General features: G+C 67.7%; 25 protein-coding genes. 14 read left to right on the top strand and 11 right to left on the bottom strand.

Annotated elements, in window-relative coordinates:
• Window positions 1-10 precede the first annotated feature (10 nt).
• Window positions 11-310: a hypothetical protein gene (locus tag BN971_RS00870; RefSeq protein WP_085179075.1), complete on the bottom strand. Its 300-nt coding sequence runs from the start codon at window positions 308-310 to the stop codon at window positions 11-13.
• 71 nt (window positions 311-381) lie between these two features.
• Window positions 382-771: a heme-binding protein gene (locus tag BN971_RS00875; protein WP_085179076.1), complete on the bottom strand. Its 390-nt coding sequence runs from the start codon at window positions 769-771 to the stop codon at window positions 382-384.
• A gap of 176 nt (window positions 772-947) precedes the next feature.
• On the opposite strand from BN971_RS00875, the gene BN971_RS00880 reads away from it, so the two are divergent.
• The gene (locus BN971_RS00880; RefSeq protein ID WP_085179130.1) at window positions 948-1,157 is read left to right on the top strand and encodes a DUF3072 domain-containing protein; all 210 of its coding nucleotides are present in this window, start codon (window positions 948-950) and stop codon (window positions 1,155-1,157) included.
• Here BN971_RS00880 and BN971_RS00885 read toward each other — a convergent pair whose 3' ends face one another.
• Window positions 1,158-2,165 carry a YihY/virulence factor BrkB family protein gene (locus tag BN971_RS00885; RefSeq protein WP_085179077.1) on the bottom strand — a complete coding sequence of 336 codons (1,008 nt, stop codon included), beginning with the start codon at window positions 2,163-2,165 and terminating at the stop codon, window positions 1,158-1,160. It abuts the gene before it with no gap.
• Between the two features lie 118 nt (window positions 2,166-2,283).
• Between BN971_RS00885 and BN971_RS00890 the strand changes: the two genes are divergently transcribed.
• Both BN971_RS00890 and BN971_RS24370 read left to right on the top strand, forming a co-directional pair.
• Complete coding sequence (locus tag BN971_RS00890; protein ID WP_085179131.1) at window positions 2,284-2,715, top strand: nitroreductase family deazaflavin-dependent oxidoreductase; 432 nt, start codon at window positions 2,284-2,286, stop codon at window positions 2,713-2,715.
• Between the two features lie 14 nt (window positions 2,716-2,729).
• Window positions 2,730-3,056 carry a hypothetical protein gene (locus tag BN971_RS24370; protein WP_085179078.1) on the top strand — a complete coding sequence of 109 codons (327 nt, stop codon included), beginning with the start codon at window positions 2,730-2,732 and terminating at the stop codon, window positions 3,054-3,056.
• A gap of 28 nt (window positions 3,057-3,084) precedes the next feature.
• Here the strand turns inward: BN971_RS24370 and nicT are convergent, their stop codons facing one another.
• A complete protein-coding gene (gene nicT / locus BN971_RS00895; protein ID WP_085179079.1) occupies window positions 3,085-4,212 on the bottom strand; it encodes a Nickel transporter NicT in 1,128 nt (375 codons plus the stop codon).
• A gap of 158 nt (window positions 4,213-4,370) precedes the next feature.
• Between nicT and BN971_RS00900 the strand changes: the two genes are divergently transcribed.
• From BN971_RS00900 to BN971_RS00920, 5 genes are all read left to right on the top strand, one after another.
• Window positions 4,371-5,303, top strand: a complete 933-nt coding sequence (locus tag BN971_RS00900) for an SAM-dependent methyltransferase (protein WP_085179080.1) — start codon at window positions 4,371-4,373, stop codon at window positions 5,301-5,303.
• Window positions 5,300-5,938: a class I SAM-dependent methyltransferase gene (locus BN971_RS00905; RefSeq protein WP_085179081.1), complete on the top strand. Its 639-nt coding sequence runs from the start codon at window positions 5,300-5,302 to the stop codon at window positions 5,936-5,938. Before BN971_RS00900 ends, BN971_RS00905 begins: the two co-directional genes overlap by 4 nt.
• Window positions 5,939-6,826: 888 nt before the next feature.
• Window positions 6,827-7,540, top strand: a complete 714-nt coding sequence (locus BN971_RS00910) for a VIT1/CCC1 transporter family protein (RefSeq protein WP_085179083.1) — start codon at window positions 6,827-6,829, stop codon at window positions 7,538-7,540.
• A gap of 120 nt (window positions 7,541-7,660) precedes the next feature.
• Window positions 7,661-8,509 (top strand): thioesterase family protein, encoded by an 849-nt coding sequence (locus tag BN971_RS00915; protein WP_085179084.1) that lies wholly within the window; start codon window positions 7,661-7,663, stop codon window positions 8,507-8,509.
• A 16-nt stretch (window positions 8,510-8,525) separates the two neighbouring features.
• Entirely contained in the window at window positions 8,526-10,064 is a 1,539-nt protein-coding gene (locus BN971_RS00920; protein WP_090349724.1) for a class I adenylate-forming enzyme family protein, read from the top strand.
• Here the strand turns inward: BN971_RS00920 and BN971_RS00925 are convergent.
• Window positions 10,061-10,681 carry a TIGR03085 family metal-binding protein gene (locus BN971_RS00925; protein ID WP_085179132.1) on the bottom strand — a complete coding sequence of 207 codons (621 nt, stop codon included), beginning with the start codon at window positions 10,679-10,681 and terminating at the stop codon, window positions 10,061-10,063. The two genes, BN971_RS00920 and BN971_RS00925, sit on opposite strands and share 4 nt — an antisense overlap.
• 92 nt (window positions 10,682-10,773) lie before the next feature.
• On the opposite strand from BN971_RS00925, the gene htpG reads away from it, so the two are divergent.
• Window positions 10,774-12,714 carry a molecular chaperone HtpG gene (gene htpG / locus BN971_RS00930; RefSeq protein WP_085179086.1) on the top strand — a complete coding sequence of 647 codons (1,941 nt, stop codon included), beginning with the start codon at window positions 10,774-10,776 and terminating at the stop codon, window positions 12,712-12,714.
• Window positions 12,715-12,796: 82 nt separating this feature from the next.
• A complete protein-coding gene (locus tag BN971_RS00935; protein ID WP_085179087.1) occupies window positions 12,797-13,042 on the top strand; it encodes a hypothetical protein in 246 nt (81 codons plus the stop codon).
• 78 nt (window positions 13,043-13,120) lie between these two features.
• Here BN971_RS00935 and BN971_RS00940 read toward each other — a convergent pair whose 3' ends face one another.
• The 3 genes from BN971_RS00940 to BN971_RS00950 all read right to left on the bottom strand — a co-directional run bounded on the left by BN971_RS00940 (window position 13,121) and on the right by BN971_RS00950 (window position 17,371).
• Window positions 13,121-14,758 carry an Nramp family divalent metal transporter gene (locus BN971_RS00940; protein ID WP_085179088.1) on the bottom strand — a complete coding sequence of 546 codons (1,638 nt, stop codon included), beginning with the start codon at window positions 14,756-14,758 and terminating at the stop codon, window positions 13,121-13,123.
• Window positions 14,755-16,089, bottom strand: coding sequence for a magnesium transporter MgtE N-terminal domain-containing protein (locus BN971_RS00945; RefSeq protein WP_085179089.1), 1,335 nt, complete (start codon window positions 16,087-16,089; stop codon window positions 14,755-14,757). The genes BN971_RS00940 and BN971_RS00945 overlap by 4 nt, the downstream gene beginning before the upstream one ends.
• A 382-nt stretch (window positions 16,090-16,471) precedes the next feature.
• Window positions 16,472-17,371: a DMT family transporter gene (locus BN971_RS00950; RefSeq protein ID WP_085179090.1), complete on the bottom strand. Its 900-nt coding sequence runs from the start codon at window positions 17,369-17,371 to the stop codon at window positions 16,472-16,474.
• A gap of 255 nt (window positions 17,372-17,626) precedes the next feature.
• On the opposite strand from BN971_RS00950, the gene BN971_RS00955 reads away from it, so the two are divergent.
• Entirely contained in the window at window positions 17,627-18,742 is a 1,116-nt protein-coding gene (locus BN971_RS00955; RefSeq protein WP_085179091.1) for a sulfate ABC transporter substrate-binding protein, read from the top strand.
• Window positions 18,739-20,529, top strand: a complete 1,791-nt coding sequence (locus BN971_RS00960) for a SulP family inorganic anion transporter (protein ID WP_085179092.1) — start codon at window positions 18,739-18,741, stop codon at window positions 20,527-20,529. Before BN971_RS00955 ends, BN971_RS00960 begins: the two co-directional genes overlap by 4 nt.
• Before the next feature lie 135 nt (window positions 20,530-20,664).
• On the opposite strand, the gene BN971_RS00965 is transcribed toward BN971_RS00960, so the two are convergent.
• Together BN971_RS00965 and BN971_RS00970 are read right to left on the bottom strand one after the other, a co-directional pair.
• A complete protein-coding gene (locus BN971_RS00965) occupies window positions 20,665-21,492 on the bottom strand; it encodes a class I SAM-dependent methyltransferase (RefSeq protein ID WP_372511882.1) in 828 nt (275 codons plus the stop codon).
• A 213-nt stretch (window positions 21,493-21,705) separates the two neighbouring features.
• Window positions 21,706-22,092, bottom strand: coding sequence for a DoxX family protein (locus tag BN971_RS00970; protein WP_085179093.1), 387 nt, complete (start codon window positions 22,090-22,092; stop codon window positions 21,706-21,708).
• Between the two features lie 233 nt (window positions 22,093-22,325).
• On the opposite strand from BN971_RS00970, the gene BN971_RS00975 reads away from it, so the two are divergent.
• Window positions 22,326-23,501, top strand: a complete 1,176-nt coding sequence (locus BN971_RS00975) for a thiolase family protein (RefSeq protein WP_085179094.1) — start codon at window positions 22,326-22,328, stop codon at window positions 23,499-23,501.
• Window positions 23,502-23,563: 62 nt separating this feature from the next.
• Here the strand turns inward: BN971_RS00975 and BN971_RS00980 are convergent, their stop codons facing one another.
• Complete coding sequence (locus tag BN971_RS00980) at window positions 23,564-24,046, bottom strand: hypothetical protein (protein ID WP_245836494.1); 483 nt, start codon at window positions 24,044-24,046, stop codon at window positions 23,564-23,566.
• Between the two features lie 256 nt (window positions 24,047-24,302).
• Between BN971_RS00980 and BN971_RS00985 the strand changes: the two genes are divergently transcribed.
• On the top strand, window positions 24,303-25,031 hold the full coding sequence (locus BN971_RS00985; protein WP_085179134.1) for a 3'(2'),5'-bisphosphate nucleotidase CysQ: 729 nt from the start codon (window positions 24,303-24,305) through the stop codon (window positions 25,029-25,031).
• Window positions 25,032-25,090: the final 59 nt, after the last annotated feature.

Genomic DNA, 25,090 nt, shown 5'->3' on the forward strand with positions numbered 1-25,090 from the left:
CGAGCGCCTGTCAGAAGCATCCGCTCACATGGATACGCCGGCCGGCACCCACGCAGACGTTCACCGGCGGCGGGGGTGGTGGGGGCGGAAAGTCTCCCGGCAGCGGCGCGTAGGCGCCCGGCGGCGGCACGTACGTGTTGACCGTATCGGCCACGTTGGTACATCCGCTCACCGAGACGCGGTAGCCCACACTCGCGCACACGTCCGCGTTGGCGGCACCGGGCTGGGCGACCGCGCACATCTCGGCAATGGCCGTCAGGGCCATCACCGCGATCCCGCCGACGGTCCAAGACCGCATCCACGATTTCATCGGGACATCCTTTCCATCCCCTGCATGCACGTAAGCCTAGGCAGGCCAAGCTGTATGGGCGTCCCAATCGACTAGGAAGGCGAGCCGCCCTCCCCAAGCAACGGCGTCCAATTGCAGCGCTGCTTGATATCGGTCAAGGGCTGACGGATGCGCTCGAGATCGGCTTGTTCCTCCGGGTTGGCGTTGAAGTAGTTCTGCACGTCGTCGCGGAGCTGGTCTTTAGGCGCGTCCTGCAGGCCGGTGTAGAACACGTTGAGGTCCGGGTGCGTGAAGAGGTAGCTCGACAGCGCCGCCCCGACACCGGTTGCGACACCGGCAACGTCCGCTGCGGTGCAGTTGGCCGGCCGGGGTTGCGGGTCTGCCGTCGCAATCGCCGCGCTGGCCGATAACAGCGTGCCGGTTGCGGCGGCGGCGCCGACCACGCCGAGTACCACCCGGCGGGGGAGCAGATCCAGAAACATCAATCGCCTCCTTGGGTCGCGGCTCGGGCGCGTCGCGACATCACGTCAACTCTGGACCCCCGCCCGCGCTCCGACTCGGGCCGAAAGTCACCTCGAAGACGTACAACCGTCACCATCACCGCGGCATGTTTCGAACGGATGTGCGATGGCTATCCCTGCGTGCGGAGGTGAGAGACATGCAGGACGACACGCAGCAGGCCCCGATGGAGACCCCGGAAAAGGACAGGTCCCAGTGGGTAACCGGTGACGAGCCGATGACCGGTCCGCAGCGCAGCTACCTACATACGTTGGGGCAGGAGGCCGGGCGCGACATCCCCGGCGAGATGACGAAGGCCGAAGCGTCGGCGCTCATCGACGAGTTGCAGCAGCAGACGGGACGCGGGTGATCAACCGGCGCGCGGAGCCGGCGTCGACGGCGCCGGCTCTTCGGCCGCCTTCCGTGAGAGGTCACGGAACCTGACACTGACGCGCTGAAAGCCTTTGACCTGTTCGGCTTTCGCCTTCTTGGTGTAGGTCTTGCGATCCGCCGCGGTGAGGTCTACGTCGTCGGTGAACGGGGCAAGCAACGCGCGCGGATGCAGCCGTTCCACGAGGACGACGTTGATCTCGGCGCACAGCACGAGCGTCGACGACACCAGGAACAGGAAGGCGAGCAAGCCGAGCACCAGCGCGAAGACGCTGTTGGTCGCGCTGGCGCTCTTCACCGTGTGCGCGACGTAGCCCGCGCCGAACCACTGCAGCACCTGCCAGATGATGGCCGCGGCGACCGCTCCCGGCATGACCTGGCGGTACGTCAGGTCGCGGGCGGTGGTGACGCGGAACGCCACCAGGCAGATCAACCCGTTGATGACCACGGCGACAAGCACGAGCCCGAGTTTCGCGGGAATGCCCAGCGACCCGATCGCGTGTCCCGCCGCGGAGATGACGGTGGCCCCGGCCGCCGCCGAGCCCAGCACAACGAGCAGAAGCAGGCTGCGCACGCGGGATCGAAGGACGTTGGGCCGCTTGTTGCGCGGGACGGCCCACACCGAGTCCATCGCGTTCTGCACGGCCTGGCCGACGCCCAGGCCGCCGTAGAGCGCGCCCAGGACACCCACGACCACGGCGACCGTGCCGCCGCTGAGTCCCTGGGGCTGATGCAGCTGGTCACCGATCACGGGGAACTGGCTCAATGTGCTCTGCAGCACCTCGTGCTGCAGGTCGGGCCGCCCGGCGAGGATGACCCCAAGGCCGGTGGTCAGCAGCAGCAGCAAGGGGAACAGGGAGACGAATCCGTAGTACGTGATCAGGGCGGACAAGTAGCCCCCCTGATCGTCGAGGTACTTGTAGATGACGGCCACGACGACGCCGACGGCGCGGTTGCGCCGCTGCAGCCTGTCCAGCCAGCCGACCATCGTCGATCAACTCTCCACGGAAAGCGGACGCCCAATTGATGGGCTGGCCACGTCATACCCGGATTTTTCGATCGCCAACCGCGTGGTCGAAGCGCCCATCTCGTGCCACGATGTCGCAATGAGTGACGACGCCATGAGTTCGGAGCGTGACTTCAACCAACGCAACATCGACGAGTTCCGGCGCAACGGCGGCAAGGTGGGCGGCCAGTTCGAGGGGTTCCCGTTGCTGTTGCTGACCTCGACGGGTGCCCGAAGCGGGGCCCAGCGGGTGAACCCGGTGGCGTACTTCGACGTCGACGGCAAGATCTACATCGTCGGCTCCGCGGCGGGCCGGGACAACAATCCCGCCTGGGTGCACAATCTGCGCGCCGACCCCCAGGTGTCGGTGGAGATCGGCTCGGACCCGGCGAAACCGGCGACGGCGCGCGAATTGCCTACCGATGAAAGGGATTCGATCTACCCGGTCATCGTCGAGCGGGCCCCGGGATTCGGCGAGTATCAGCAGAAAACCGACCGTGTCATTCCGGTCTTCGAATTGATCACCGGCTGAAGGATAGGAACGACATGAACGACGCGATCACCGTGACGAGCCATCGACGTCCATGGGCGCGGGACCGGAGCAACGGTTCGGCCGTGCGCTACTTGCGGCGTGGCACATGCGCTTTCGTGCTGGCCCTCCTGCCGCTGACCGGATTGGTCGTCGCGGCGCCGAGCCGGGCGGACGACTGTGCGCCCGGCTGGGTGTGGAACCCCAACACCAACCAGTGCGTGTTCTGGCTTCCGGCCGCCAACGGACCGGGCGGCCCGGGCGGCCCGGGCGGGCCCGGGGGACCCGGCGGACCGGGAGGGCCCGGTGGTCCGGGCGGTCCCGGCGGGCCCGGGCCGCGCTAGGTAACTCGGCCGCCGGGCGACGACGGTTTCATCCGGCGCGCTCCGGCAGGGCGATGCGCTCTTCGATGCGTCCGTAGCGCCAGATCAGCAGGGCCACGGCCCAGGTCAGGACGAACAAACCGACGATGCCGTAGCCGAGTGCGTTGAGGTTCAGCCCGCCGACCCACGTCCAGAAGGTGCCCCGCCAACCGAGTTGATCGGCGAGCAGGCCGAGCAGTTCGACCGTCCCGATGAGCAGCGCGACGACGACCGACAGGGCCGTGACGGTGATGTTGTAGTAGATCTTGCGCACCGGGTGCGAAAACGCCCAGCCATAGGCGAAGTTCATGAACGAGCCATCCAGGGTGTCCAGCAGGCACATGCCGGCGGTGAACAGGATGGGCAGGCACACGATGGCATACCACGGCAGTCCGGCGGCCGCGCTCGTGCCGGCCAGCACCAGCAGGGCGATCTCGGTAGCGGTGTCGAATCCCAGCCCGAACAGCAGCCCGACCGGATAGCAGTGCCACGACTTGGTGATCGAGTTGGTCAGGCGGCCCAGGAACCGGTTGAGCAGGCCACGATTGGCCAGGTGCCGCTCGAGTTCGGCTTCGTCCGTCTGCGGGTCGTAGTGGCCGCGGCGCAGCCGGATGAACACCCGCACGATGCCGACCAGGATGATGACGTTGATGATGGCGATGGCATACAGAAAGGCGCCCGAGATGCCGGTGCCGATCAGGCCCGTGTAGTGGTGCAGCCCCGAGGAGTCGTCTTGCAGGGGCCCGGCGATGGTCTTGACGCCGGCGGCCAGCAGGATCGCCAGGGCGAACACCACCGTGGAGTGACCCAGGGAGAAGAAGAATCCGACGGCCAGGGGCCGTCGCCCCTCCTGCATCAGTTTGCGGGTGGTGTTGTCGATCGCGGCGATGTGGTCGGCGTCGAACGCGTGCCGCATGCCCAGGGTGTAGGCCGTCAAACCGACACCGGCGCCAAAGGCCTTGCCCCCCATAGTGAGCCGGGCCGGCTCCACCAGCAGCGTCAGCGTGAGCCATCCCACCACGTGCAAGGCGATGATCACCGCCAGCATTGCGCCCAGCCGCCACCATTCATCGGGCCGCAGGGACGAAATCACCCGCCGCCATGGCGGAGGAGACGAGCCGAAGGCATCGTCCGCCATGTCGGGGCTCCTCGGTGTTGGCCGTCAACCACTTCTTTCCCAGACTAGTGACCGGTGTCAGATGCAATCAAGTTGCAGGAGGCTCTCGCCGGAACCCGTCGCGGCCGCGGTTCGTTATACTTGCTAAGTATCCCGATGCCAACTTGGAGGGCAGGCGCATGCCACGTACAGACAACGACACCTGGGATTTGGCCACCAGCGTCGGCGCGACGGCCACGATGGTGGCGGCCGCGCGGGCGGTCGCGACTAGGGCGGAAAACCCGCCGATCCAGGACCGATTCGCCGAGCCGTTGGTCCGGGCCGTGGGGGTGGACTTCTTGACGCGCTGGGCTTCGGGCGACTTGGACGCCGCCGACGTCGACGTAGAGGACTCCTCCTGGAAGCTCCAGCACATGCCCGACGCGATGGCCGCCCGCACGCGGTTCTTCGACACGTTCTTCGAGGCCGCGATGCAGGCGGGAATCCGCCAGGCGGTGATCCTCGCGTCAGGCCTCGATGCCCGCGCCTACCGGCTGCCGTGGCCGGCTGATACGACCGTGTTCGAGGTCGACCAGCCTCCGGTGATCGCGTTCAAGACGACCACGCTGGCCGGGCTGGGCGCCGAGCCGACCGCCGACCTTCGCACCGTGGCCGTCGACCTTCGGCATGACTGGCCGAAAGCCTTGGTGGAAAACGGGTTTGACCAGACGCGGCCCACGGCGTGGATCGCCGAGGGGCTCTTCGGGTATCTCCCGCCGGAAGCTCAGGACCGGCTACTGGACAACATCACCGCCCTCAGCGCCGACGGCAGCCGGCTGGCCTGCGAGGCCATCCCGGACATGCCCGACGTGGATCGCGAGCGGGCGCGGGAGACGATGCGCAGAGCCACCGACAAGTGGCGTGAACACGGCTTCGACCTCGAGTTCGCCGACCTCGGCTACGAGGGGGAGCGCAACGACGTCGCCGCCTACCTGCGGGACCGGGGATGGCGGTCGGTCGGCACCCCGATGAGTGCGCTGTTGGCCGACAACGGCCTTGCGCCGATCCCAAGGCAGGAGGGCTCGGTGTCGATGGCCGACACCATCTACTACAGCTCAGTGCTGGGCCAATGACGGACGCGCCTCGTCGCGGGCTCAACGACGCGGTCACGCGGATGTGGGGCTTCCTCGCGCCCGCGTACGACCTGCCGCTGCTGCAGCGATGGATATACCGCCCGCCGCACGACGAGGTGATCGCCGCGCTGCGCGGGCATCGGGCCCGCCGCATCGCGGACATCGCCTGCGGCACAGGCATACTCAGCGATCGGATTGAGCGCGAGCTGCGTCCCGAAGAGATTTACGGGGTCGACATGTCCGACGGCATGCTCGCCCAGGCTCGTGCTCGATCAACCCGGGTGCAGTGGTTGCGCGCGCCCGCCGAGCAATTGCCTTTCGCTGACGGCGCGCTCGATGCCGTGGTGACCACCTCGGCATTTCACTTCTTCGACCAACCCGCGGCCCTGCGGGAGTTCCATCGCGTGCTCGCGCCCGGCGGACTGGTGGCGGTCGCCGCCCTGAGCACACGCCAGCCGTGGCTGCAAGCGCCCAGTCAATGGAAACCTCAACACAACCCGTCGCCTGAGGAGATGCGGGCGCTGTTTAAGGGTGCCGGGTTTGAAATCAGCGATCAGCACCGCGTTCGGCGTCCGGTGTGGACGTCGATCGTGTCCGACCTGATAACGGTGGGTGTCAAGAGCCGGGCAACCTAGGCCGCCTGCCGACGCGGCGGTCCGACGGCGCCGACACCCCGAGCCGCCCAGCGCCGACGGCTTCGCGATTTCCCTGGCGGTGGACGACGGGCACTACCCGTGAGGGGTCGACGTCCCACCTGTCACGCTGGTCACGGCTGGAGAAGGACTTGGCTTTGTGCCCGCCTCATAGCGACAGGCGCTCCGCTGTCGCTATGAGGCGGGCACAAAGAGGAATCCCAAAGATCTTGTGACTGCTGGGGACTAACGGTTCGCGGGGCACCGCTGCATGACGGCCGCTTCGCCAAGCGGCGAAGCGGCCGTCATGCGGGCCGGGTCTTTACAGCGGAATCCAGACTCCGAAGAAGTTGAAGCCCCACTGGTTGAATCCGGGATTCCACATCGGGGTTTCCTGGTAGCCGTAGTAGTTGATCGGGCCGTACACCCACGGCCGCTTCGCCGCTTGGCGAAGCGGCCGTCATGCAGCGGTGCCCCGCGAACCGTTAGTCCCCGGCGGGCGGCGCGCCATGCCCGGCCGCCGGAGCGGGCGGTGGCCCCGGAGCGGCGCTGGCCGCACCTGCACCGACACCCAACGCCGCGGCGCCGAGGGCACCGGCAATCGCGATCCCCCCGAAGAATTTATTGAAATTCATTGGTCCTCACCTATCTACTAGGAATCTGGCCTGACCCCCTACGGCTTCGACGCTAGGCAGAGTCCCTATGGCTGGGCTTTGAATTACCCATGCGGAACTTTTAGGTCGCCTCGGGTGTGAGCTCTGGCACGCGACACCCCCCGAGCGGCCGCGCCGCCAGTTCACACTCGGCGCCATCCAGCCCGGGCGGTCCCACCAGGCCAGGCAAGGCTACGTTTGGTGGTTCGCCGAGCTCACGCTGGATATCGTTGCCGGCGTGACCAATACCTCCCACCCGGCCGAACCCCACGTCGGTTCGGTGTCCTCGAAGTTGAATTGGCTGCGCGCGGGAGTCCTCGGCGCCAACGACGGCATCGTCTCGACGGCGGGCATCGTGGTGGGTGTCGCGGCGGCGACGGTGCTGCGTGCCCCGATATTGACCGCCGGCAGCGCCGGACTGGTCGCCGGCGCGGTGTCGATGGCCCTGGGGGAATACGTGTCGGTCAGCACCCAGCGCGACACCGAGAAGGCGTTGCTGATCAAGGAACGGCAGGAATTGCGCGACGACCCGGTCGCCGAACTGGACGAGCTTGCCGCGCTGTACGAGGCGAAGGGTCTGTCGTCGGCGACCGCGCGCACCGTGGCCGAGGAACTCACCGACCACAATCCGCTGCTGGCCCACGCCGAGGTGGAGCTGGGCATCAACCCCGACGAGCTGACCAACCCGTTGCACGCGGCATCGTCGTCGGCGCTTTCGTTCGCCGTCGGAGCCATGTTGCCGTTGATTGCGATCCTGGCGCCGCCGACGGCGTGGCGAATCCCCGTCACGGTGGTGGCCGTCCTTGCGGCGCTGGTGATCACCGGGGCGGTGTCGGCCGGCCTCGGCGGTGCGCCGAAGGGCCGGGCCGTGGCCCGCAACGTCATCGGGGGCGGTCTCGCGCTCGCGATCACCTACGTGATCGGTCACCTGGTAGGCGCAGCGATTACCTGAGGCCAGACCAATTCGTCTGCACCCCTGGCGATTCCGGTGTAAGGCGGGCGCGCGCGATGTGCCCGACCGGCGAACTGTAACATCTACTGTTGCCGTTCCGGAGAAAAGGACACCGCGCAATTGACCGAGCCGAACACCGTGGCCGACACCGTCGCCCCGGCGGATACCACGCCGTACTTCCTCCGGGACGAAAACCGCTTCGTCCCAAACGAAATCGCCCGCGGAGGCTGGGGCCCGTCGATCAGCGGCCACGTCGTCGGCGGCCTGCTGGGATGGGCGGTCGAGCGTGCGGTCGACGACCCGCAGCTGCACCCGGCACGCTTGACCGTCGACCTGCCACGGCCGACTGCCCTGGCGCCCCTGGAAGTGCACACCACCGTGCACCACGACCGGCGGCGCCTGCGCCTGGTCGAGGCCGTCCTCGTGCAGGCGGGCGCGCCCGTGGCTCGGGCAAGCGCGTTGTTCTTGCGGCGGGGCCCGCAGCCGGACGGGCAGGTGTGGTCGCAGCCGGTGCAGATGCCGCCGCTTCCGCGCCCGGGCGACGGCTCCCATCAGACCCTGTTCATGCGCACCTACGGTTGGGGCTCGCCCATCCAAAACCCCGATCCCGCATGGCCGCACACCCTGGGCCAGAAGTACACCTGGCTGCACGAAACGCGCTCACTGATCGACGACGAACCGCTGAGCGCCTTCACCCGGGCCGCGATGGCCGCCGACATCACCGCCTCGATCGCCAACTGGGGCACTAGCGCCTTGCAATTCATCAATGTCGACTACACCCTCGCGCTCAGCCGGCTCCCCGACGGGCCACACGTCGGGCTCGCCTCGTTGACCCATTCCAGCCACGACGGGGTGGCTACCGGTTCGGCGGTCCTCGTCGACGCCAACGGCCCCATCGGCACCGGCGTGTCGGTCGCGATCGCGCAGTCCGGTTTCCGGCCGCCGTCCGTGGACTCCGTGCCGAGTTGACGGTCGGGACACAATCGTGGGCACGACGTACTGGTCGTTGATCGCGGATGCCGCGCGGCGCGAGCCCGATCGGCGGCTGCTCGCCGATGAACACGGCCGCAGCCTCACCACGCGGGAGTTCCGCGATGCCGCGTCGGCGACGGCGGCCGCACTCGCCGAGCGGGGGGTCGGCGCGGGAACCGTCGTGTCCTGGCAGCTGCCGACGACGCTGGAGACGGTGGTCGTCATGGCGGCGCTGGCCAGGCTCGGCGCCGTGCAAAACCCGATCATCCCGCTGCTGCGGGAACACGAGGTCGGATTCATCACCGCTCAGCTGGACACCGAATACTTTGTGACCACGGAACATTGGCGTGGATTCGACCACGGAGAGCTCGCGCGGACGTTGGCCGCCGACAGGGGGTTGCAGGCGATCACCGTCGACCTGGAAACGGCGCCGGTCGCTGATGCGCTTCGGCTGCCCGCGTCGAACGCCGAGGCCCTGAGCGCCCCGCCCGGTCCGAGCGACGCGGCCCGCTGGATCTACTACTCGTCGGGAACCACCGCGGCCCCCAAGGGCATTCGGCACACCGACGCCTCGGTGATCGCCGGGTCGACGGGAGTGGTGGGCATGGTCGGCGCCGGGGACGGCGACGTGGATCCCATCGCGTTCCCGGTCGCGCACATCGGCGGGGCCGCAATGCTGGCGGCCGCGCTGCTCACCGGCATGCGGCTGGCGTTGTTCGCCGTATTCGACCCGGCCACAACGCCGTTCGCGATCGCGGCGCACCGCCCCACGTTCCTGGGCGTGGCGACCCCGTTCTTCGTCGCGTACCTGGAGGCCCAACGGGCTCACGGCGATCGCCCGCTCTTCGCGTCGCTGCGGGGCTGCCTCGCGGGGGGCGCACCCGTGACCGCCGACCTGGGGCGTCAGGTGCGCGAAACCCTGGGCGTCGCCGGCATCGCGAACGCCTGGGGCATGACCGAGTTTCCGTGTGCGACGTCGCCGTCGCTCACCGCGGCGCCGGAGGTGCTCGACTACACCGTCGGCCCGCCGGTGGCCGGGGTGAGCGTACGGGTGGTCGGTGACCGGGAAACCGAACTGCCGCCCGGCCGCGAGGGCGAGCTGCGCCTCAAGGGCCCCCAGTGCTTCCTCGGCTACGTCGACGCCACCCTCGATGCCGACGCGTTCGACGCCGACGGCTGGCTGCGCACCGGCGATCTGGGGCTCGTTGATGCCGACGGCAACGTCCGGGTCACCGGCCGGCTCAAGGACGCGATCATCCGCAACGCCGAAAACGTCTCCGCCCTCGAAGTCGAGAACGCGATCGCCACCCATCCGGTGGTCGCCGACGTCGCCGTCATCGGAGTGCCCGACCCGCGGACCGGCGAACGGGTCTGCGCGGTCGTCGTTCCCGAGCCGGGCGAGTTCGTGTCGTTGGAATCCCTGGTCGAACACTGCCGATCGCAGGGCCTGAGCCGTTACAAGCATCCCGAACGGCTGGTGATCGTCGATACTCTGCCGCGCAACCAATTCGGCAAGGTCCTGAAAAAGGACCTGCGCGACGATCTGGGTTAGAGGCCCTTCGGCGCTGTCCGGACGGCCTCCACCACCGCGGCGTCCCCGTCGAAGTCCACCCGAGCCTCCCGCCCGACGGCGAACAGCAACAGTTCCTCCGGCGGCCCGGTGACCGTGACGGCCGGGCCTCGCCCCGCCGTCAGCACCGTCTTGCCTTCCGGGGTGCGCAACGCCACCCGGGCGGGGACCTTAGCCAGCGTCATCCGGCCCATCAGCGGCAGGGTGCGGCGCAACCTGGCGGCGAGCGCGGGTTCGAGCGTGCGTGGCTCCCAGCCCGGCTGCGCGCGGCGCACATCCTCGTGGTGGATGAACATTTCGGCGACATTGGCCACCGGGTCGAGCAGCTTGAACGGCGAGTACAGCGGCGGACCCGAGGCGACCTTGTCCAACAGCGCGTCCCACTCGGACCCGCTGGCCACCTTGTCCTGCACCTTCGCCGTGTGGGAGGCGAAGCGGGGGATCATGATGCCCGGGGCGGTGTCGGGGCGGTACTCCCGGATCACGAGGTGCGCGGCCAGGTCCCGCGTCCTCCAGCCCTCGCAGAGGGTGGGCGCATCCGGCCCGACGGCTCGCATGGAGTCGACCAGGGCAGCGCGTTCGCGTTGAGCAATAGACATCTGTTCAGGGTAGGCGGGTCCCGGAGCCGCGCTCATTGGCGTCTCGGTAAATTTGTGGCGTCATGTCCTCCGAAGGGAGCGTAAGGAGTCCGATGAACGCGCGTGTCGAGCAGTTGGAGTTTCAGGCTGAGGCACGACAACTGCTGGATTTGATGATCCATTCGGTCTACTCCAACAAGGATTCGTTCTTGCGGGAGTTGATCTCGAATGCCTCCGATGCGCTGGACAAGCTGCGGCTGGAAGCGCTGCGCAACAAGGACCTCGACGTCGACACCTCCGACCTGCACATCCAGATCGAGGTGGACCGGGACGCACGGACGCTGACCGTTCGCGACAACGGAATCGGCATGACCCGCGACGAGGTCGTCGACCTGATCGGCACGTTGGCGAAGTCCGGCACCGCCGAGCTACGCCAGCAACTGCGCGAGGCCAAGAACGCCAAGAACGCCAAGAACGAGGCTGCCTCCGACGAATTGATCGGCCAGTTCGGCATCGGTTTCTATTCGAGCTTCATGGTCGCCGACAAGGTGGAACTGCTCACCCGCAAGGCGGGGGAGAGCGAGGCCACCCGGTGGGCGTCGAGCGGCGAGGGCACCTACACCATCGAAACCGTCGAGGACGCGCCGCAGGGGACGGCGGTCACCCTGCACCTCAAGCCCGAGGACCCCGAGAACGAGCTGCACGACTACACCTCGGACTGGAAGATCCGGAGCCTGATCAAGAAGTATTCCGACTTCATCGCCTGGCCGATCCGCATGGAGGTCGAGCGGCGCGTCCCTGCCGAGGACGGCGGCGAGGAGACGGTCACGCGCGAGACCGAGACGCTCAACTCGATGAAGGCGCTGTGGGCGCGGCCCAAGGACGAGGTCTCCGAGGAGGAGTACAAGGAGTTCTACAAGCACATCGCGCACGCGTGGGACGACCCGCTGGAAATCATCGCGATGAAGGCCGAGGGCACCTTCGAGTACCAGGCTTTGCTGTTCATCCCGTCGCACGCGCCGTTCGACCTGTTCAATCGCGACGCCCACACCGGCATCCAGCTGTACGTCAAGCGCGTGTTCATCATGGGCGACTGCGACGAGCTGATGCCGGAATACCTGCGCTTCGTCAAGGGTGTGGTCGACGCACAGGACATGTCGCTCAACGTTTCCCGCGAGATCTTGCAGCAGGACCGGCAGATCAAGGCGATCCGGCGTCGGCTGGCCAAGAAGGTGCTGTCCACCATCAAGGACATGCAGTCCGAGCGGCCGGATGACTACCGCACCTTCTGGACGCAGTTCGGCCGGGTCGTCAAAGAGGGTTTGCTATCCGACACCGACAACCAGGAAACCCTGCTGCAGATCTCGTCGTTCGCCTCGACGCACAGCGACGAAGAGCCCACCACCCTGGCCGAGTACGTCGGGCGGATGAAGGAGGGGCAGACGCAGATCTTCTACGCGACCGGTGAGACTCGCCAGCAGATCCTGAAGTCCCCACACCTCGAGGCTTTCAAGGCCAAGGGCTACGAGGTCCTGCTGCTCACCGACCCGGTCGACGAGGTCTGGGTGGGCGTGGTCAGCGAATTCGACGGCAAGCCGCTCCAGTCGGTGGCCAAGGGCGAAGTGGATCTGGGGGCCGAGGAGGAGACGAGCGACGCCGAGCGGGAGGAGCAGGCGAAGGAGTTCGCCGACCTGCTGACCTGGCTGAAGGAGACGCTGGGCGATCACGTCAAGGAGGTCCGGCTGTCCACGCGGCTGACCGAGTCGCCGGCCTGCCTGATCACCGACGCCTTCGGCATCACACCCGCGCTCGCGCGGCTCTACCGCGCCTCGGGCCAAGATGTTCCGGTGGGCAAGCGGATCCTCGAACTCAACCCGAACCACCCGCTGATCACCGGCCTGCGCCAGGCCCACCAGGACCGCGCCGACGATCCGTCCGTCGCCGAAACCGCGGAATTGCTTTATGGCACGGCGCTTCTCGCCGAGGGTGGGGCGTTGGAGGATCCGGCCCGGTTCGCCGAACTGCTGGCCGGTCGCCTGGCGCGCACGGTGTAGCGTCGCGGACCGCCCGGCGGGGTTGGCAGCAAACGTCCAGTTAACGAGATTGAAAGCCGTTTGGCTGGGATAATTACTCCCCATGCCTCAGTTTCGAGCCATCGACCCGCACGGCCACGTCGTCGCGTCGAAGGACTTCGCGAGCGCTGAGGCGGCCTACGCCTGGTTCGTCGACGCCATAGGCGGCAATTCCGAACTGGGTTGGCGGATGGAGGTCGAGGACGACGGGCGGTGGGCGTTCTTCGACGACACCCAGGGCTTCACCGCCCCGGTGAGTCACCCTCCAAGGCGACCCCGATTGGCGCGTCCGGCCCCACCTGCCACATGAGCTACATGGGCACGGCGGCGGAACAACCACCCGATCCGCGAATGCGCTGCCCCGGGCGAATCGCGGGGGGCAGGACACTCAACCGTGGCTGAGCTGGATGGCCTTGACCACCAGCAGCAGGGCGCCGACGACGAGGTAGCCGCGTAGGGCGATCATGGCCAGTCGGGTGCCGGGTGACCAGGTGACCGGCTCGAGCAGGGTCAGCGGCGGCATGCGCCAGGTGCTGCGGTCCACGGGGCGTGCGGGCGGGGGTGGTGGCGGGAGCCGCGGTTGGCGTCGGCCCAGCCAGCGCAGCATCGGTGGCGCGGCGGCGGCCAGTATGACCAGGGCCAGGGCCAGGTAGCCGGCGACCGCGACGACGTCGAGGTGGGGAAACAGCGTGGTGGCCATGAGTATTGCCGACAGCAGCAGCAGGATGCCCACGATCAGCCCGGCGACCCAGTTGAGCCAGAGCCGATTCACCCAGGGCCCCAACACCTGCCGGTCGTTGCACAACAGCAGTAAGAACACGCTGGCGCTGGGCAGGAGCAGACCGGCCAGGGCCTGCACGGCGGTGGTGATCAAGCCCAGCGGGGCGCCGGGGATCAGCACGATGACGGCGGCCAGGGCCACCATGGCGGTATAGGACAGGTAGAACTGCTTGGCGTCGGCGAACCCGCGGTGCAGCGAGTGTTTGAGGCCGAAGACGTCGCCGAAGGCGTAGCTGGTGGCCAGGGTGACCGCGGCGGCGCCCAGGATCGACGCGTCCATCAACACGATCGCGAATACCGAACCGAGCACCTGGCGGTGTTGGCCGAGCAGGTGTGCGACCGCGCCGGCGTCGGTGAAGCCGCCGACGGCATGGGTCGAGCGTGCCGCCCACTCGCCGGTCATCACCAGTGCGGCGGCCCCGACCACCACCACAACGGCACCCAGCACCGTGTCGGCGCGTTCGTAGGCCATGAAGCGTGGGGTGATGCGCTTGTCGACGACGTTGGACTGCTGAAAGAACAGCTGCCAGGGCGCCACGGTGGTCCCGACGATGGCGATGATCAGCAGCACCGCATCCGAGCTGATGCCGCCGGAGATGCCGGGCACGACAAAGGATTTCGCTGCGTGTGCCCACTGCGGATGCGACATCAGCACCATGGGGATTTGCAGCAGGCTCACGGCGATGAACACGAACATCGCCCGCTCCCAGCGCCGGAAGCTTCCGCTCGCCATGATCACGATCAGCGCGACCGCCGAGACCGGCACCACCACGTATTTGGACAGACCCATGTATTCGGCAGCCAGGGTGATGCCGATGAACTCGGTGACGATCGTCAAGAAATTGAGCAGGAACAGGTCGCCGACGGAGAACCAGCCCCAGCCGCGGCCGAAGCGTTCGTTGATCAGCCTCGCGTGCCCGACGCCGGTGACCGCGCCCAACCGCACCACCATCTCCTGGTTCACGATCAGCACCGGCACCAGCAGCAGCAGCACCCACAGCAGGGAGTAGCCGTAGTTCTGGCCGGCCTGGGCGTAGGTGGCCACCCCGCCCGCGTCGTTGTCGCCGACCATGACGATGATGCCGGGCCCCATGATGGCCAGCAGGGTCAGCAGCCGGGTCTTGAACGTGCGCGGGTGGTCCGCTTCGCCCACACTGATGCGCCCGAATGCGCCCTCGATGTCGCCCAGGTGCGCACTGTCGAGCACCGCCGTGCGCGGTGTCCTGTCGTCGGCGCCGGAGGTCACCGGGTCTCGCCCCCGGGCGCGGGGCCGTCGCCCTCCTGGTGGGTGATCTCCCGGAACGGGCGGGGGGCGGGTTCGCGCCGGCGCCAGTCCTCGGGGATCGTCGCTTCGAGAACGTCGTCGACGGTGACGACGCCGAGCACCCGGTCGTTCTCGTCGACGACGGGGATGGAGTAGAGGTTGAAGTCGGCCATCAGCAAGGCGATGTCGGTGAGGTCGGCGTCGGCGCTGACGCACACCGGATCCGAATCCATCAGCGACTCAACGGTTTCGCCGGGATCGGCCTGAAGAAGGGTGATTACCGACACCACACCGGCGAGGCGCCCGTCCTCGTCGAGGACGTGCACCTTCACCAGCGCCTCGGGCTGAACCGCCCGGGCGGACGCGATCAACGCCAGCGCCGAGCCCGCGGTCGCCGTGGTGGCGCAGGAGACGAAGTCGACGTTCATCAACCCGCCGGCGCTTTCGGGGTTGAACCCCATCAGGGTGATCACCTTGGTGCGCTGGGCCGCGGGCATCAACTCCAGCACGCGCCGGCGCCGGGACTGGCGCAGGTCGGCGATCGCGTCGGCGGCATCGTCGGCGCGCATCCGGCTCAGCAGGGCGGCAACCTCGTCGTCGGGCTTGCCGTCGAGGAGTCGGCTGGCCTTCTCGGGGTCCAGCTCCTCGAAGACATCGGCTTCCAATTCCGGGTCACTGTGCACCCGGTCGAGGATCTCGCCGCCCTCGGCCTTGTCTGCCTCCTCGAGGAGGTCGGCGATCTCGGCGGCCTTGAACTCGCCGAACCGGTCCGACATGCGCCGCACCGCGTCCGAGCGGGCGTGGCCGATCAGCGGTTCGAACGACGTCCAGTCGCGGGCCGCGTGACCGCCCGACTGCCGAATCAGTCCGAACAACTTCGGCGGCCGCCGGGTGTCCAGGCGTGCGACAACCCATCCGGCGCCGGTGTCTTCGAGCTCGACGTCATAGGCGCGGATCAACTCGACGGCCGCCACGTCGATCAACCGGTGGCCCAGCACGTCCCTGCGCAGCAGCACCTCGCCGTCGCGGCGCTCGAACCCGCGAAGGTCGACTTTGTTCTTGGTCAGCACGACTCGTCCCGGCGCCAACTCGTCGATCGACTTGCTTCCGACGAAGACCCGCCGCCCGCCGACGCCGGCCACGATGCCGGTGACCGGCGGATGGTCGTCCTCGCCCCGGAGCCGCACGATGACGTCCTCGACGCGGCCCACCGGCTCGCCCGAGCGCGCCAGCACCGGCGAACGCAGCAACTCCGAAAGATGAATGACCGGAAGGCCTTTGCGCGGCTCGGCCGTTTTCTCTGATGTGCTCACGTGTCCCTCTTCAGTGCTGTGGACCCCGGCCTGCGTTCGGGCTGCACGGCAGCACGTCTCGCGAAGCCGTGTGGGCGCCGCCGGTACCCGCGTTTGCGGTGATGGCGCAAGTATCGCGGCTTTACCTGCTCGGCGGCCAGAGCCTACGCCGTAGCCGCCGAGGCTGGCCAGAACCGGCAGGTGAACGGCGGGCGGCCATCCGGAATACGGCCGCCGTTACTGCTTGTCGACGTTGCCCGCGATCTGGTTGGCGACGCTGACGGCGACGTTCCCGGGGTTCTGCCAGGGGAGGGCCTTTCTTCGGAGGGTGTGGACGGAGCATACGCACCCTCCGAGCCGCCGCGCGCATTGAATGCCGCCGGTGCCTTGGGTCAGGCATCCGCTACGGCTGAGCCGCCGTGGCTTCCTTCCCGCGGCTTTCGGCGCCCGGGGGCGCCGCGGCCTGGCTGTGGGCCAGCGCGATCGTCGCCGCGATCATGATCGCCACCGATACGCCCAGCCCGATCAGCCCGACATCGTTGGTGTGCAGCGTCTCGCCGAGGACCGCGATGCCGAGCACCGATCCGACGATCGGCTCGGACACGGTCACCGCGGGCAGTGAGGCGGTCAACGGGCCCGCGCGGAACGCCGACTGCTCCCAGGCCGTCGCGGCGATCCCCAGTACCACCCACACGTAGAGCTCGGGCAAGCGCAGCACGGCGAAGACGCCGCGGTCGAGCTGGTCCACCACCCCCTTGGTCAGCACCGAGAACAAACCCCACAGTGAGCCGGACACCACTCCCAGCAGCAAGGCGCTGACCGAACCCGAGAACATGCGCGCGCCGATGACGCAGAGGATCAGCGCCGGGCCTATGACGCACGCGACGACGGCCCACACTTTGAAAGACCCGCGGGGGCTGCCCTCCTGCGGGTCACCGACCGTCACGACGACCGCGACGGCGGCCGCGAGCAGGATGGCCCAGATCGCTTGCGGGCGAGTGATCCTGCGGTGGTTGACCGCCGCGTTGATCACCAGCGCGAACAACAGCGACGTCACCAGCAGCGCCTGGACCAGGACGACCGAGCCCAGCCCGAGGGCCGCTGCCTGCAGGCCGAATCCGGCCGCGGCCACCAGGCTGCCCTGCCACCATTGGCGATCGCGCAGCAGCCGGTGGAACAGGGCGGCGGTGCCGACCGGCTTGTCGGTGACCTGTTGGGCGGATCGCTGCTGCAGGACGTCGCCGACGGCGATCATCAGGGCGGCCGCCTCCGCGAGCACCACGGCGATCTCGGTCGTGCGCATGCGGACCTCCTGTGCGATGAAGCGTCGGACGAAATTGTCGGCTTCGAGCGCAACTTTAGATTGTCACCGAATTGTCTTATTCTCCGCCCGTTTTGGCGCGCCATCGCCGGGGGGAGCCGAACGCGGCGCGACTCCGGTCGTTGCGATCATGCTGATTCGCACCGCTGTGTTGCGGCCGCGCGATCGCTAACATCCAAACGCCAACCCCTGCTGCGAGTTCGGGTTGAGAGCGAGGTCCAATCGATATGGAGGGCAATGACGAAGCCCACGCGGCCGTCGGCGGGTCGTGGCAAGCTGTTGCTACGAGTTCCCTGGCTCAACGTCGTCGGCGTCGTCGCGGTCGTCGTCGCGGCGACTCTGCTTGCGGTCAAGAATCTGCACGCTGATACGTCACCCAACCAGATCCTCAACGTCTCCTACGACCCGACGCGGGAGCTTTACGCCAGGCTCGACAAGTCTTTCGTCGAGCAGTACCGCCAGCAGACGGGCGTCACGCTGGAAATCAAGCAATCGCACGGCGGTTCCGGGCGGCAGGCGAGCGACGTCATCGATGGCAGGCAAAAGGCCGACGTCGTCTCCCTGGCGCTCGTCAGCGATATCGACGCGCTGAGAAAACGCGGTCTGATCGCCCCCGACTGGCAAAGCCGGCTGCCGAACAACTCGGTGCCCTACACGTCGACCATCGTCTTCGTCGTCCACAAGGGCAATCCGAAGGGGATCCGCGACTGGCCGGATCTCGTCAAGAGCGGCGTCGCCATCGTCTCGCCCAACCCGCGCACCTCCGGCAACGGCAAATTGAGCGTTCTCGCCGCCTGGGGTTCGGTCACGACGCGCGGCGGCAGCGACGCGCAGGCGTCCGACTTCGTCAAGTCATTGCTCGGCCACGTCGTGGTCGCCGACACTGGCTCGCGCGGGGCCGCCATCAGCTTTTCGGTCGAGAGGATCGGCGACGTGCATCTGAGTTGGGAGAACGAAGCGCTGCGCGAGGTCTCCGAAAACAACAACGAGTTGGAGATCGTGTATCCCCCGGTCAGCATCCGCGCCGAGCCGGCGGTCGCCTGGGTCGACGCGAATGTCAAGGATCAGTCGCGCGCCTCTTTTGCGAAGGCCTATCTTCAGTACCTGTACACCGATTCGGCGCAGGAGGTCATCGCCCAATCTGGTTACCGCCCAGTCAAACCCGAGATCCTGGCCAAGCACTCGGATCGGTTGCCCGAGCTCAACCTGTTCCCGATCACCGCGATCGCTGCGGACTGGAACGATGCGCGGGAGAAGTTCTTCGGCGACAACGGCATCTACGACACGATCTCATCGCCCGTTCGGGCTACCGTCACGTCCGCGCATCACCGGCGGAAGGCCAAGAGGCCATGAGCATTTCGGCTGTCTTGAAGAATTACGACGTGGGTAAGGCGCGCCGCGACCTCGTCGCCGGAATCACGGTCGCAGCCGTTTCCCTGCCGCAGGGCATCACCTATGCGCTGGTGGCCGGCGTCGACCCGAAGTTCGGCGTTTATTCGGCGATCGTGGTGTGCTTCATCGCCTCGGTCTTCGGCTCGTCGTCCCACCTGATCAACGGTCCGACGAGCGCCATCTCGCTTCTGGTGTTCAGTACCCTGGCGTTCTTGGACCCGGAGAACCGCACCGTCTTGTTCGAGGCGCTCTTTCTGCTCGGCGTCCTCGTCGGCGCGTTCCAGATCCTCATCGCCGTGTTCAAACTTGGTGACCTGACCCGATACATCTCCGAATCGGTCATCCTCGGGTTCCTGTTGGCCGCCGCCGTGCTCATCGCGGTCGGACAGTTGGGCAATGCCCTGGGCGTCAAGGACAAGGGCAACGGCCGGATGCCGGTGCTGCAACGCACGTACCTGACCTTGCTGCACGGCGACGCGGTCAACTATCGCGCCGTAGTGCTGAGCGTGGCGACCGTGGTGTTGGCGGTGGTGCTGCGCAAGCTGGTCAAGCGGTTCGGGTTGCCGCAATTGGACCTGCTGGCCGTGTTGGTCATCGCGGCAGCCATCGCCTATGTGGCCGGCTGGTCGACCCCCGACCACACGGGTAACACCCCGGTGGCCCTCACCGCCAAGATTCCGCAGAGCCTGCCCAGCCCGCACATCCCGGAAGTGCAGCTCGGACTGCTGGGCCAGCTCTCCGAGGGTGCGCTGGCCATCGCCTTCATCGGGCTGCTGGAGGCGCTGTCGATCGCCAAGGCCATCGCCCATCAGAGCGGGCAGAAGCTCGACTACAACCGCCAGATTCTCGCTGAGGGCCTGGCGAACCTCACCGGCGGATTCTTCCAATGCGTGCCGGGATCGGGGTCGGTGTCGCGGTCGCCGATCAACTTCCAGGCTGGTGCGGTGTCGCGCTTCTCCGGGATCGTCGCCTCGTCCGCCGTCGCGGTGGCGGTGCTGCTATTCGCACCGCTGCTGCATTACATGCCGCGTGCCGCGCTGGCCGGCCTTCTGCTGATCACCGCCGGGCGGCTCATCGACTACAAGCGCCTCTTCTACACGCTGAAGGCCTCCCGCTACGACGCCGGGCTGGTGATCGTCACCGCGCTCACGGGCGTCCTGATCGATCTCGACACCGCCGTCCTGCTCGGGGTTGCCCTGTCGATCCTGCTCTTTGTGCCCCGCGCGGCGAAGCTGAAAGTCAAGGAGCTGGTTGTGACGTCCGAGCGCGTCGTCCGGGAGCGCGTGCCCGGTGACCAGTTGGACCCGTCGACGGTCATCTACGACCTCGAGGGTGAGTTCTTCTTCGGCGCCGCACCCGAACTCGAGCGGTATCTCGATGCGGTGGCCGACCGGGTCGGCCGGGAAGGCATCACCTTCGTGGTGCTGCGGTTGAAGCGGGTGCGGCACCCCGATGTCGTCGTCGTCGAGCGGCTCGAGCGTTTTCTGCGCGAGGAAGCCGCGCGCGGTGTGACCGTGCTCCTCGCCGGGGTGCAGCCCGACTTGCGGGCGGTGCTCAGGAACGTCGGCTTCGACCGGTGGTTCCCGCCGGAGCATCTCTTCCCCGAGGAGGATGAGGAGTTCTCGGCAACGCTGAAGGCCGTTCGGTATGCGCACGGCCTGGCGGGCGTCACCGAATCCCGTGCGCCGGTGGCCGCGACCGCGGTTGTCGGCCAGGGGGATTCGCAGCGCTACTACTACCTGGTGTGATCTCGGTTTGGCAGTGCATTCCACCCTAGAACGCCGGGCCGACGCACTCGTAGAGCTGGTGCGCGTGACTTTCGCCGAGCCGGGACGCCGAGCCATGGTATTCGCCTGCGCCGCGTCCGATGAGCGGTCGTCCTCTCAGAAGGCGTAACGGTGGAGTTGCGCCAGGTTTTGCAGACCCGGCAGCGTCCGGATCACTTTTCCGAGCGCGCGATAGGCCGCACCGGGCAGGCGTTTGAACTCGTCGGTGTCGAATATGGAGATCGCGGCCAGCAGCCGAACACCCGGAACGGCCTGAAGTATGTCGTCGGGTTCATTGACCGCCCAGTGCAGGGTTGACCCCGAGCGGCTGATGACCGGGTTGAACTTCTGCAGTTTGATACTGAGCCAGTTGCACACATCGAATTGCATTTCCCCCGAGGGGAAATGCTCGACCACCTGTCGTAGCAATGCGACGCCGTCGTCCTCGGTCAGGTAGTACGTGAGCCCTTCGGCGATCAGCAGCACCGGCCGGTCGGCAGGGATGGCAGCCAGCCATGCGGGGTCGGTGACGGATGCGCCGACAGTGTGGTAGTGCTCGCGGGGCGGGTACAGCTTGTCCACGAGCGCGATGACGCCGGGGAAGTCGACGTCGTACCATTCGACGCCGGCGCCGGGGTCCAGCCGGAATACGCGGCCGTCGAGGCCGCAGCCCAGGTGCAGCACTACCGCCTGGTCGTGCACCGCGAGGAATTGACGCGCCCAGCCGTCGAGCACGACGCTGCGGACGGTGCCCGCGGAAACATTGCGCGGGGTGATGCCCGTTTTCGGCCAGTCATACTCGATGCGGTTGACGAGGTTCCCGGCGAAGGGGTCGCCCAGCAACGGCTCGGCGGCCTCGGCTTCCAATGCCCGGGCATACAGGGTCGCAAGCGCCGTCTCTTGCGGTCCCGTCAGGGCGATGGGAATCTTCGGCGTCTCAGGCACGGGCGTCCCGCCCTCGCCGGGGAGACTGCGTCGCAATAGCCACGTCTGTCACAGCAGTCTCCGTCTCGGTCGGCACTCGGTTTGCCCGCCTCATAGCGACAATCCCGCGACGGCCATCGAACCCCCTGCGCCCCAGGGCAATTGTCGCTATGAGGCGGGCACAACGAACGTCCCAGCCGGCAGAGACTGCTGGGGCCGATGTGACACGACAAGTCAGCTCGCGCGCCTGATCTTCAGCGCCGTGGTGATCATCGGGATCTGCAGCGGCAGCCGGGCGATCGCGGCGATGCGCATCGGCCAGGGCTTGTCCCACCACAGCCGGACCATGTTGATATTGGCCGGGAAGACGCCGAGGAACAGCAGGACGGCCGCCAGCGCGGCCGACCGCCGCGTGCGTCGTGGCAGGAGCAGCGCTCCGACGGCGATCTCGGCGACGCCCGACGCGTAGGTGTAGAACCGCGCGCTGCCGGGCAGCTCGGCGGGGACGATCGTGTCGAACGGCGTGGGCGCGAGGAAGTGGACGGTCCCGATGCTCATCAGCATCGCGCCGACCCGGTATGCGGCTGCCTGGTCGGCGTCGCGTTCAGCGAGGGTTGTCATGGCGCTGATTGTGCCCCGGATGCCGGGTTCGGGTGCGGTCGGCGTCGGTGTACCGGATGATGCCGCGAACGTTGCGCCCCTCGAGCACGCCGCGGTACCCGGGCGCCTTTGGTTCTCACCGGATGCCCTCCATCCCGCCGCCGCCCAACTCAGGCCATTACTATTGCCCATACGGTATTTGATACGATTTGCCGCGTCCGACCGCCCGTCCCCCAGTCCGAGGATGAGAAACAATGGCTACACCCGTGATCGTCGGAGCCGTCCGGACGGCGATCGGCCGCTCCTTCAAGGGCACGCTGGTCAACACGCCGCCCGAAACGTTGATCACCACCGTGCTTCCGGAGGTGGTGCGCCGGTCCGGAGTTGACCCCTCCGTCATCGACGACATCATCTTCGCCGAATCGCATTACGGCGGTGGCGATTTGGCGCGGTATGCCGCGACGGCAACGGGCATGGAGGACATTCCCGGCCAGTCGGTGAACCGGCACTGCGCGGGCAGCCTCACTGCGATCGGCAACGCTGCGGCACAGATCGGCTCGGGGATGGAGCGCGTGCTCATCGCCGGCGGGGTGCAGTCGTTGTCGATGACACCGCTGACCAACTGGCGGATTCCCGGCCCGGAGCTGAAGTTCCAGGAGCAGTGGATGCCGCCCACGCACGTCGAGACCCCCGACGCCCCCACCCGGGACATGTCCATCACGGTGGGCTGGAACACGGCGCAGGCGGTCGGCATCACGCGTGAGGAAATGGACGCCTGGGCGGCCCGATCGCACCAGCGCGCCATCGCCGCGATGGATGCGGGCAAGTTCCTCGACGAGATCATCCCGATCAAGATCACCCAGGCCGACGGCTCGGTGACGGAGTTCGCCGTGGACGAGCATCCCCGCCGCGACACCACCGTCGAGAAGCTGGCGGGGCTCAAGGTGCTGCACCCGGAGATCGAGGGGTTCTCGATCACGGCGGGCAACAGTAGCGGCACCAACGACGCCGCCGCGGCCGTCGCCCTCGTGGACCGGGCGTACGCCGAGGCCGAGAACCTCAACGTGATGGCCACGGTGCGGGCCTGGGCCGCCGCGGGTGTGCCGGCCCGGGACACCGGCCTGGGCGCGGTCAAGGTCATCGGAAAGGTGCTGCAGCGGGCCGGCTTATCCGTCGGCGACGTGGCGCTGTGGGAGATCAACGAGGCGTTCGCCTCGGTGCCGATCGCGGCGTGCCGCGAGCACGGCATCGACGAGGAGAAGGTGAACTTCTCCGGCAGTGGCTGCAGCCTGGGTCACCCGATCGCCGCCTCGGGCGCCCGCATGGTCACCACGCTGATCTACGAGCTCGCCCGCCGCGGCGGCGGCATCGGGGTGGCGGCGATGTGCGCGGGCGGTGGCCAGGGTGGCGCCGTCGTCGTCGAGGTCTAGCGGCGATCGCGAGCGCGGCGAAGCCGGGCGAAGCGGGTCGTCGCCATCAGGTCCAGCGCCCATTAGTTGCAGAACGTGTGGCCGATGAACTGGGTGTTGCCGCCCGAGTAGTTGGTCAAGTGCACCGCCGGCATCCCGTTGTACTGGGTGTTCATCCGCTGGGCGCTGGCCGGCGGGACGTCCTTGGGGAACGCCAGCACCATGTCGGCGAAGATCTTCAGGCCGGCCTGACAGATGGCTTCCGGTCGCGGCGGCTGCGGGTTCCAGGCGTGCACCACCACGGGGTCCGCCAGTTGATACCCGGTCGCGCAGTTCGGGTCGCAGATCTTGAACACCGCGGTGCCGTTGCCGTCGGCGCCTTGCGGCCCCCACGAGCTCCACGACATGTCTTGCAGCGCAATGGCTACGCTCGCGCACCCGAGGATGTTGATCTTCTTCGGACGCTCGACCGGCGGAACCGCGGGGTTGTAGCAACCCGGGATCGCGAAGCTCGGCGGGGGTGGGGGCGAGGCGACGGTCGCCGGTGCCTGCGGGTGCCCCGTCATCCGCACGACCGCAAAACCGAGCCCGCCGATCAGCACCGCGGCCAGCGCGGCACCGACGAAAAGCCTGCGGCCGCGTGGCTGCTGCCGCAACAAACTGGCCGAAACGATATTTCCCCCGCTCACCTATTCAGGTTTACAGGTTGCGGCCCAGATTTCACGTGAAAACGGTGCTGCCTGTCGCGCGGAAACATGGCAAGGTAAATTGGTCAACGCTACCAACATTGCTGGGGATGTGCGATGAGATGTGGAGTTGCCGATGGATGACCACGAACTGGCCGCGCGGCTGGCCACCGACGCCGGCAGGTTGCTGCTCGGCGTCCGAGAGGAGTTCGCCGACGCCGAACCGGCCGAGCGGAAAGCTGCCGGGGACAAGCGATCTCACGACTTTCTGATGGACGCGCTCGCTTCCGAGCGGCCGGCCGACGCGGTGCTGTCCGAGGAGGGCGCCGACGACCCGGTGCGGTTGCGCTCGGAGCGGGTATGGATCGTCGATCCGCTCGACGGGACGCGCGAATTCTCCGAGCTGGGCCGGGACGACTGGGCGGTGCACGTCGCGCTGTTCCAGGCCGGCGAGCTCGTCGCCGGCGCGGTCGCCCTGCCGGCCCAGGGCGTCACGTTGGCGACGCCCGTCGTCCAGGCGCCTCCGGCCGCCCCCGACAAGCCACGCATCGTGGTGTCGCGAACGCGGCCGCCTGCCATCGCGCTGGCCGTGCGCGATGCATTGGACGGAACGCTGGTGGAGATGGGTTCCGCGGGGGCGAAGGTGGCCTCGATCGTCCAGGGGTTGTCCGACGTCTACGTGCACGCCGGGGGGCAGTTCGAGTGGGATTCGGCCGCGCCGGTCGCGGTGGCCCGCGCCGCCGGGTTGCACACCTCGCGCATCGACGGCTCGCGCCTGGCCTACAACCAGCCCGACCCCAAGTTGCCGGATCTGGTGGTGTGCCGTCCGGAGCTGGCCCAGGCCGTCCTGGCCGTCACGGGCTGACGAACCACCCGGGCCAAAATGTCGTTAGCCGCCTCATGAGGCCTTGACTCATCCTCAAG

This window comes from Mycobacterium bohemicum DSM 44277, assembly GCF_001053185.1.
Taxonomy (GTDB): domain Bacteria; phylum Actinomycetota; class Actinomycetes; order Mycobacteriales; family Mycobacteriaceae; genus Mycobacterium; species Mycobacterium bohemicum.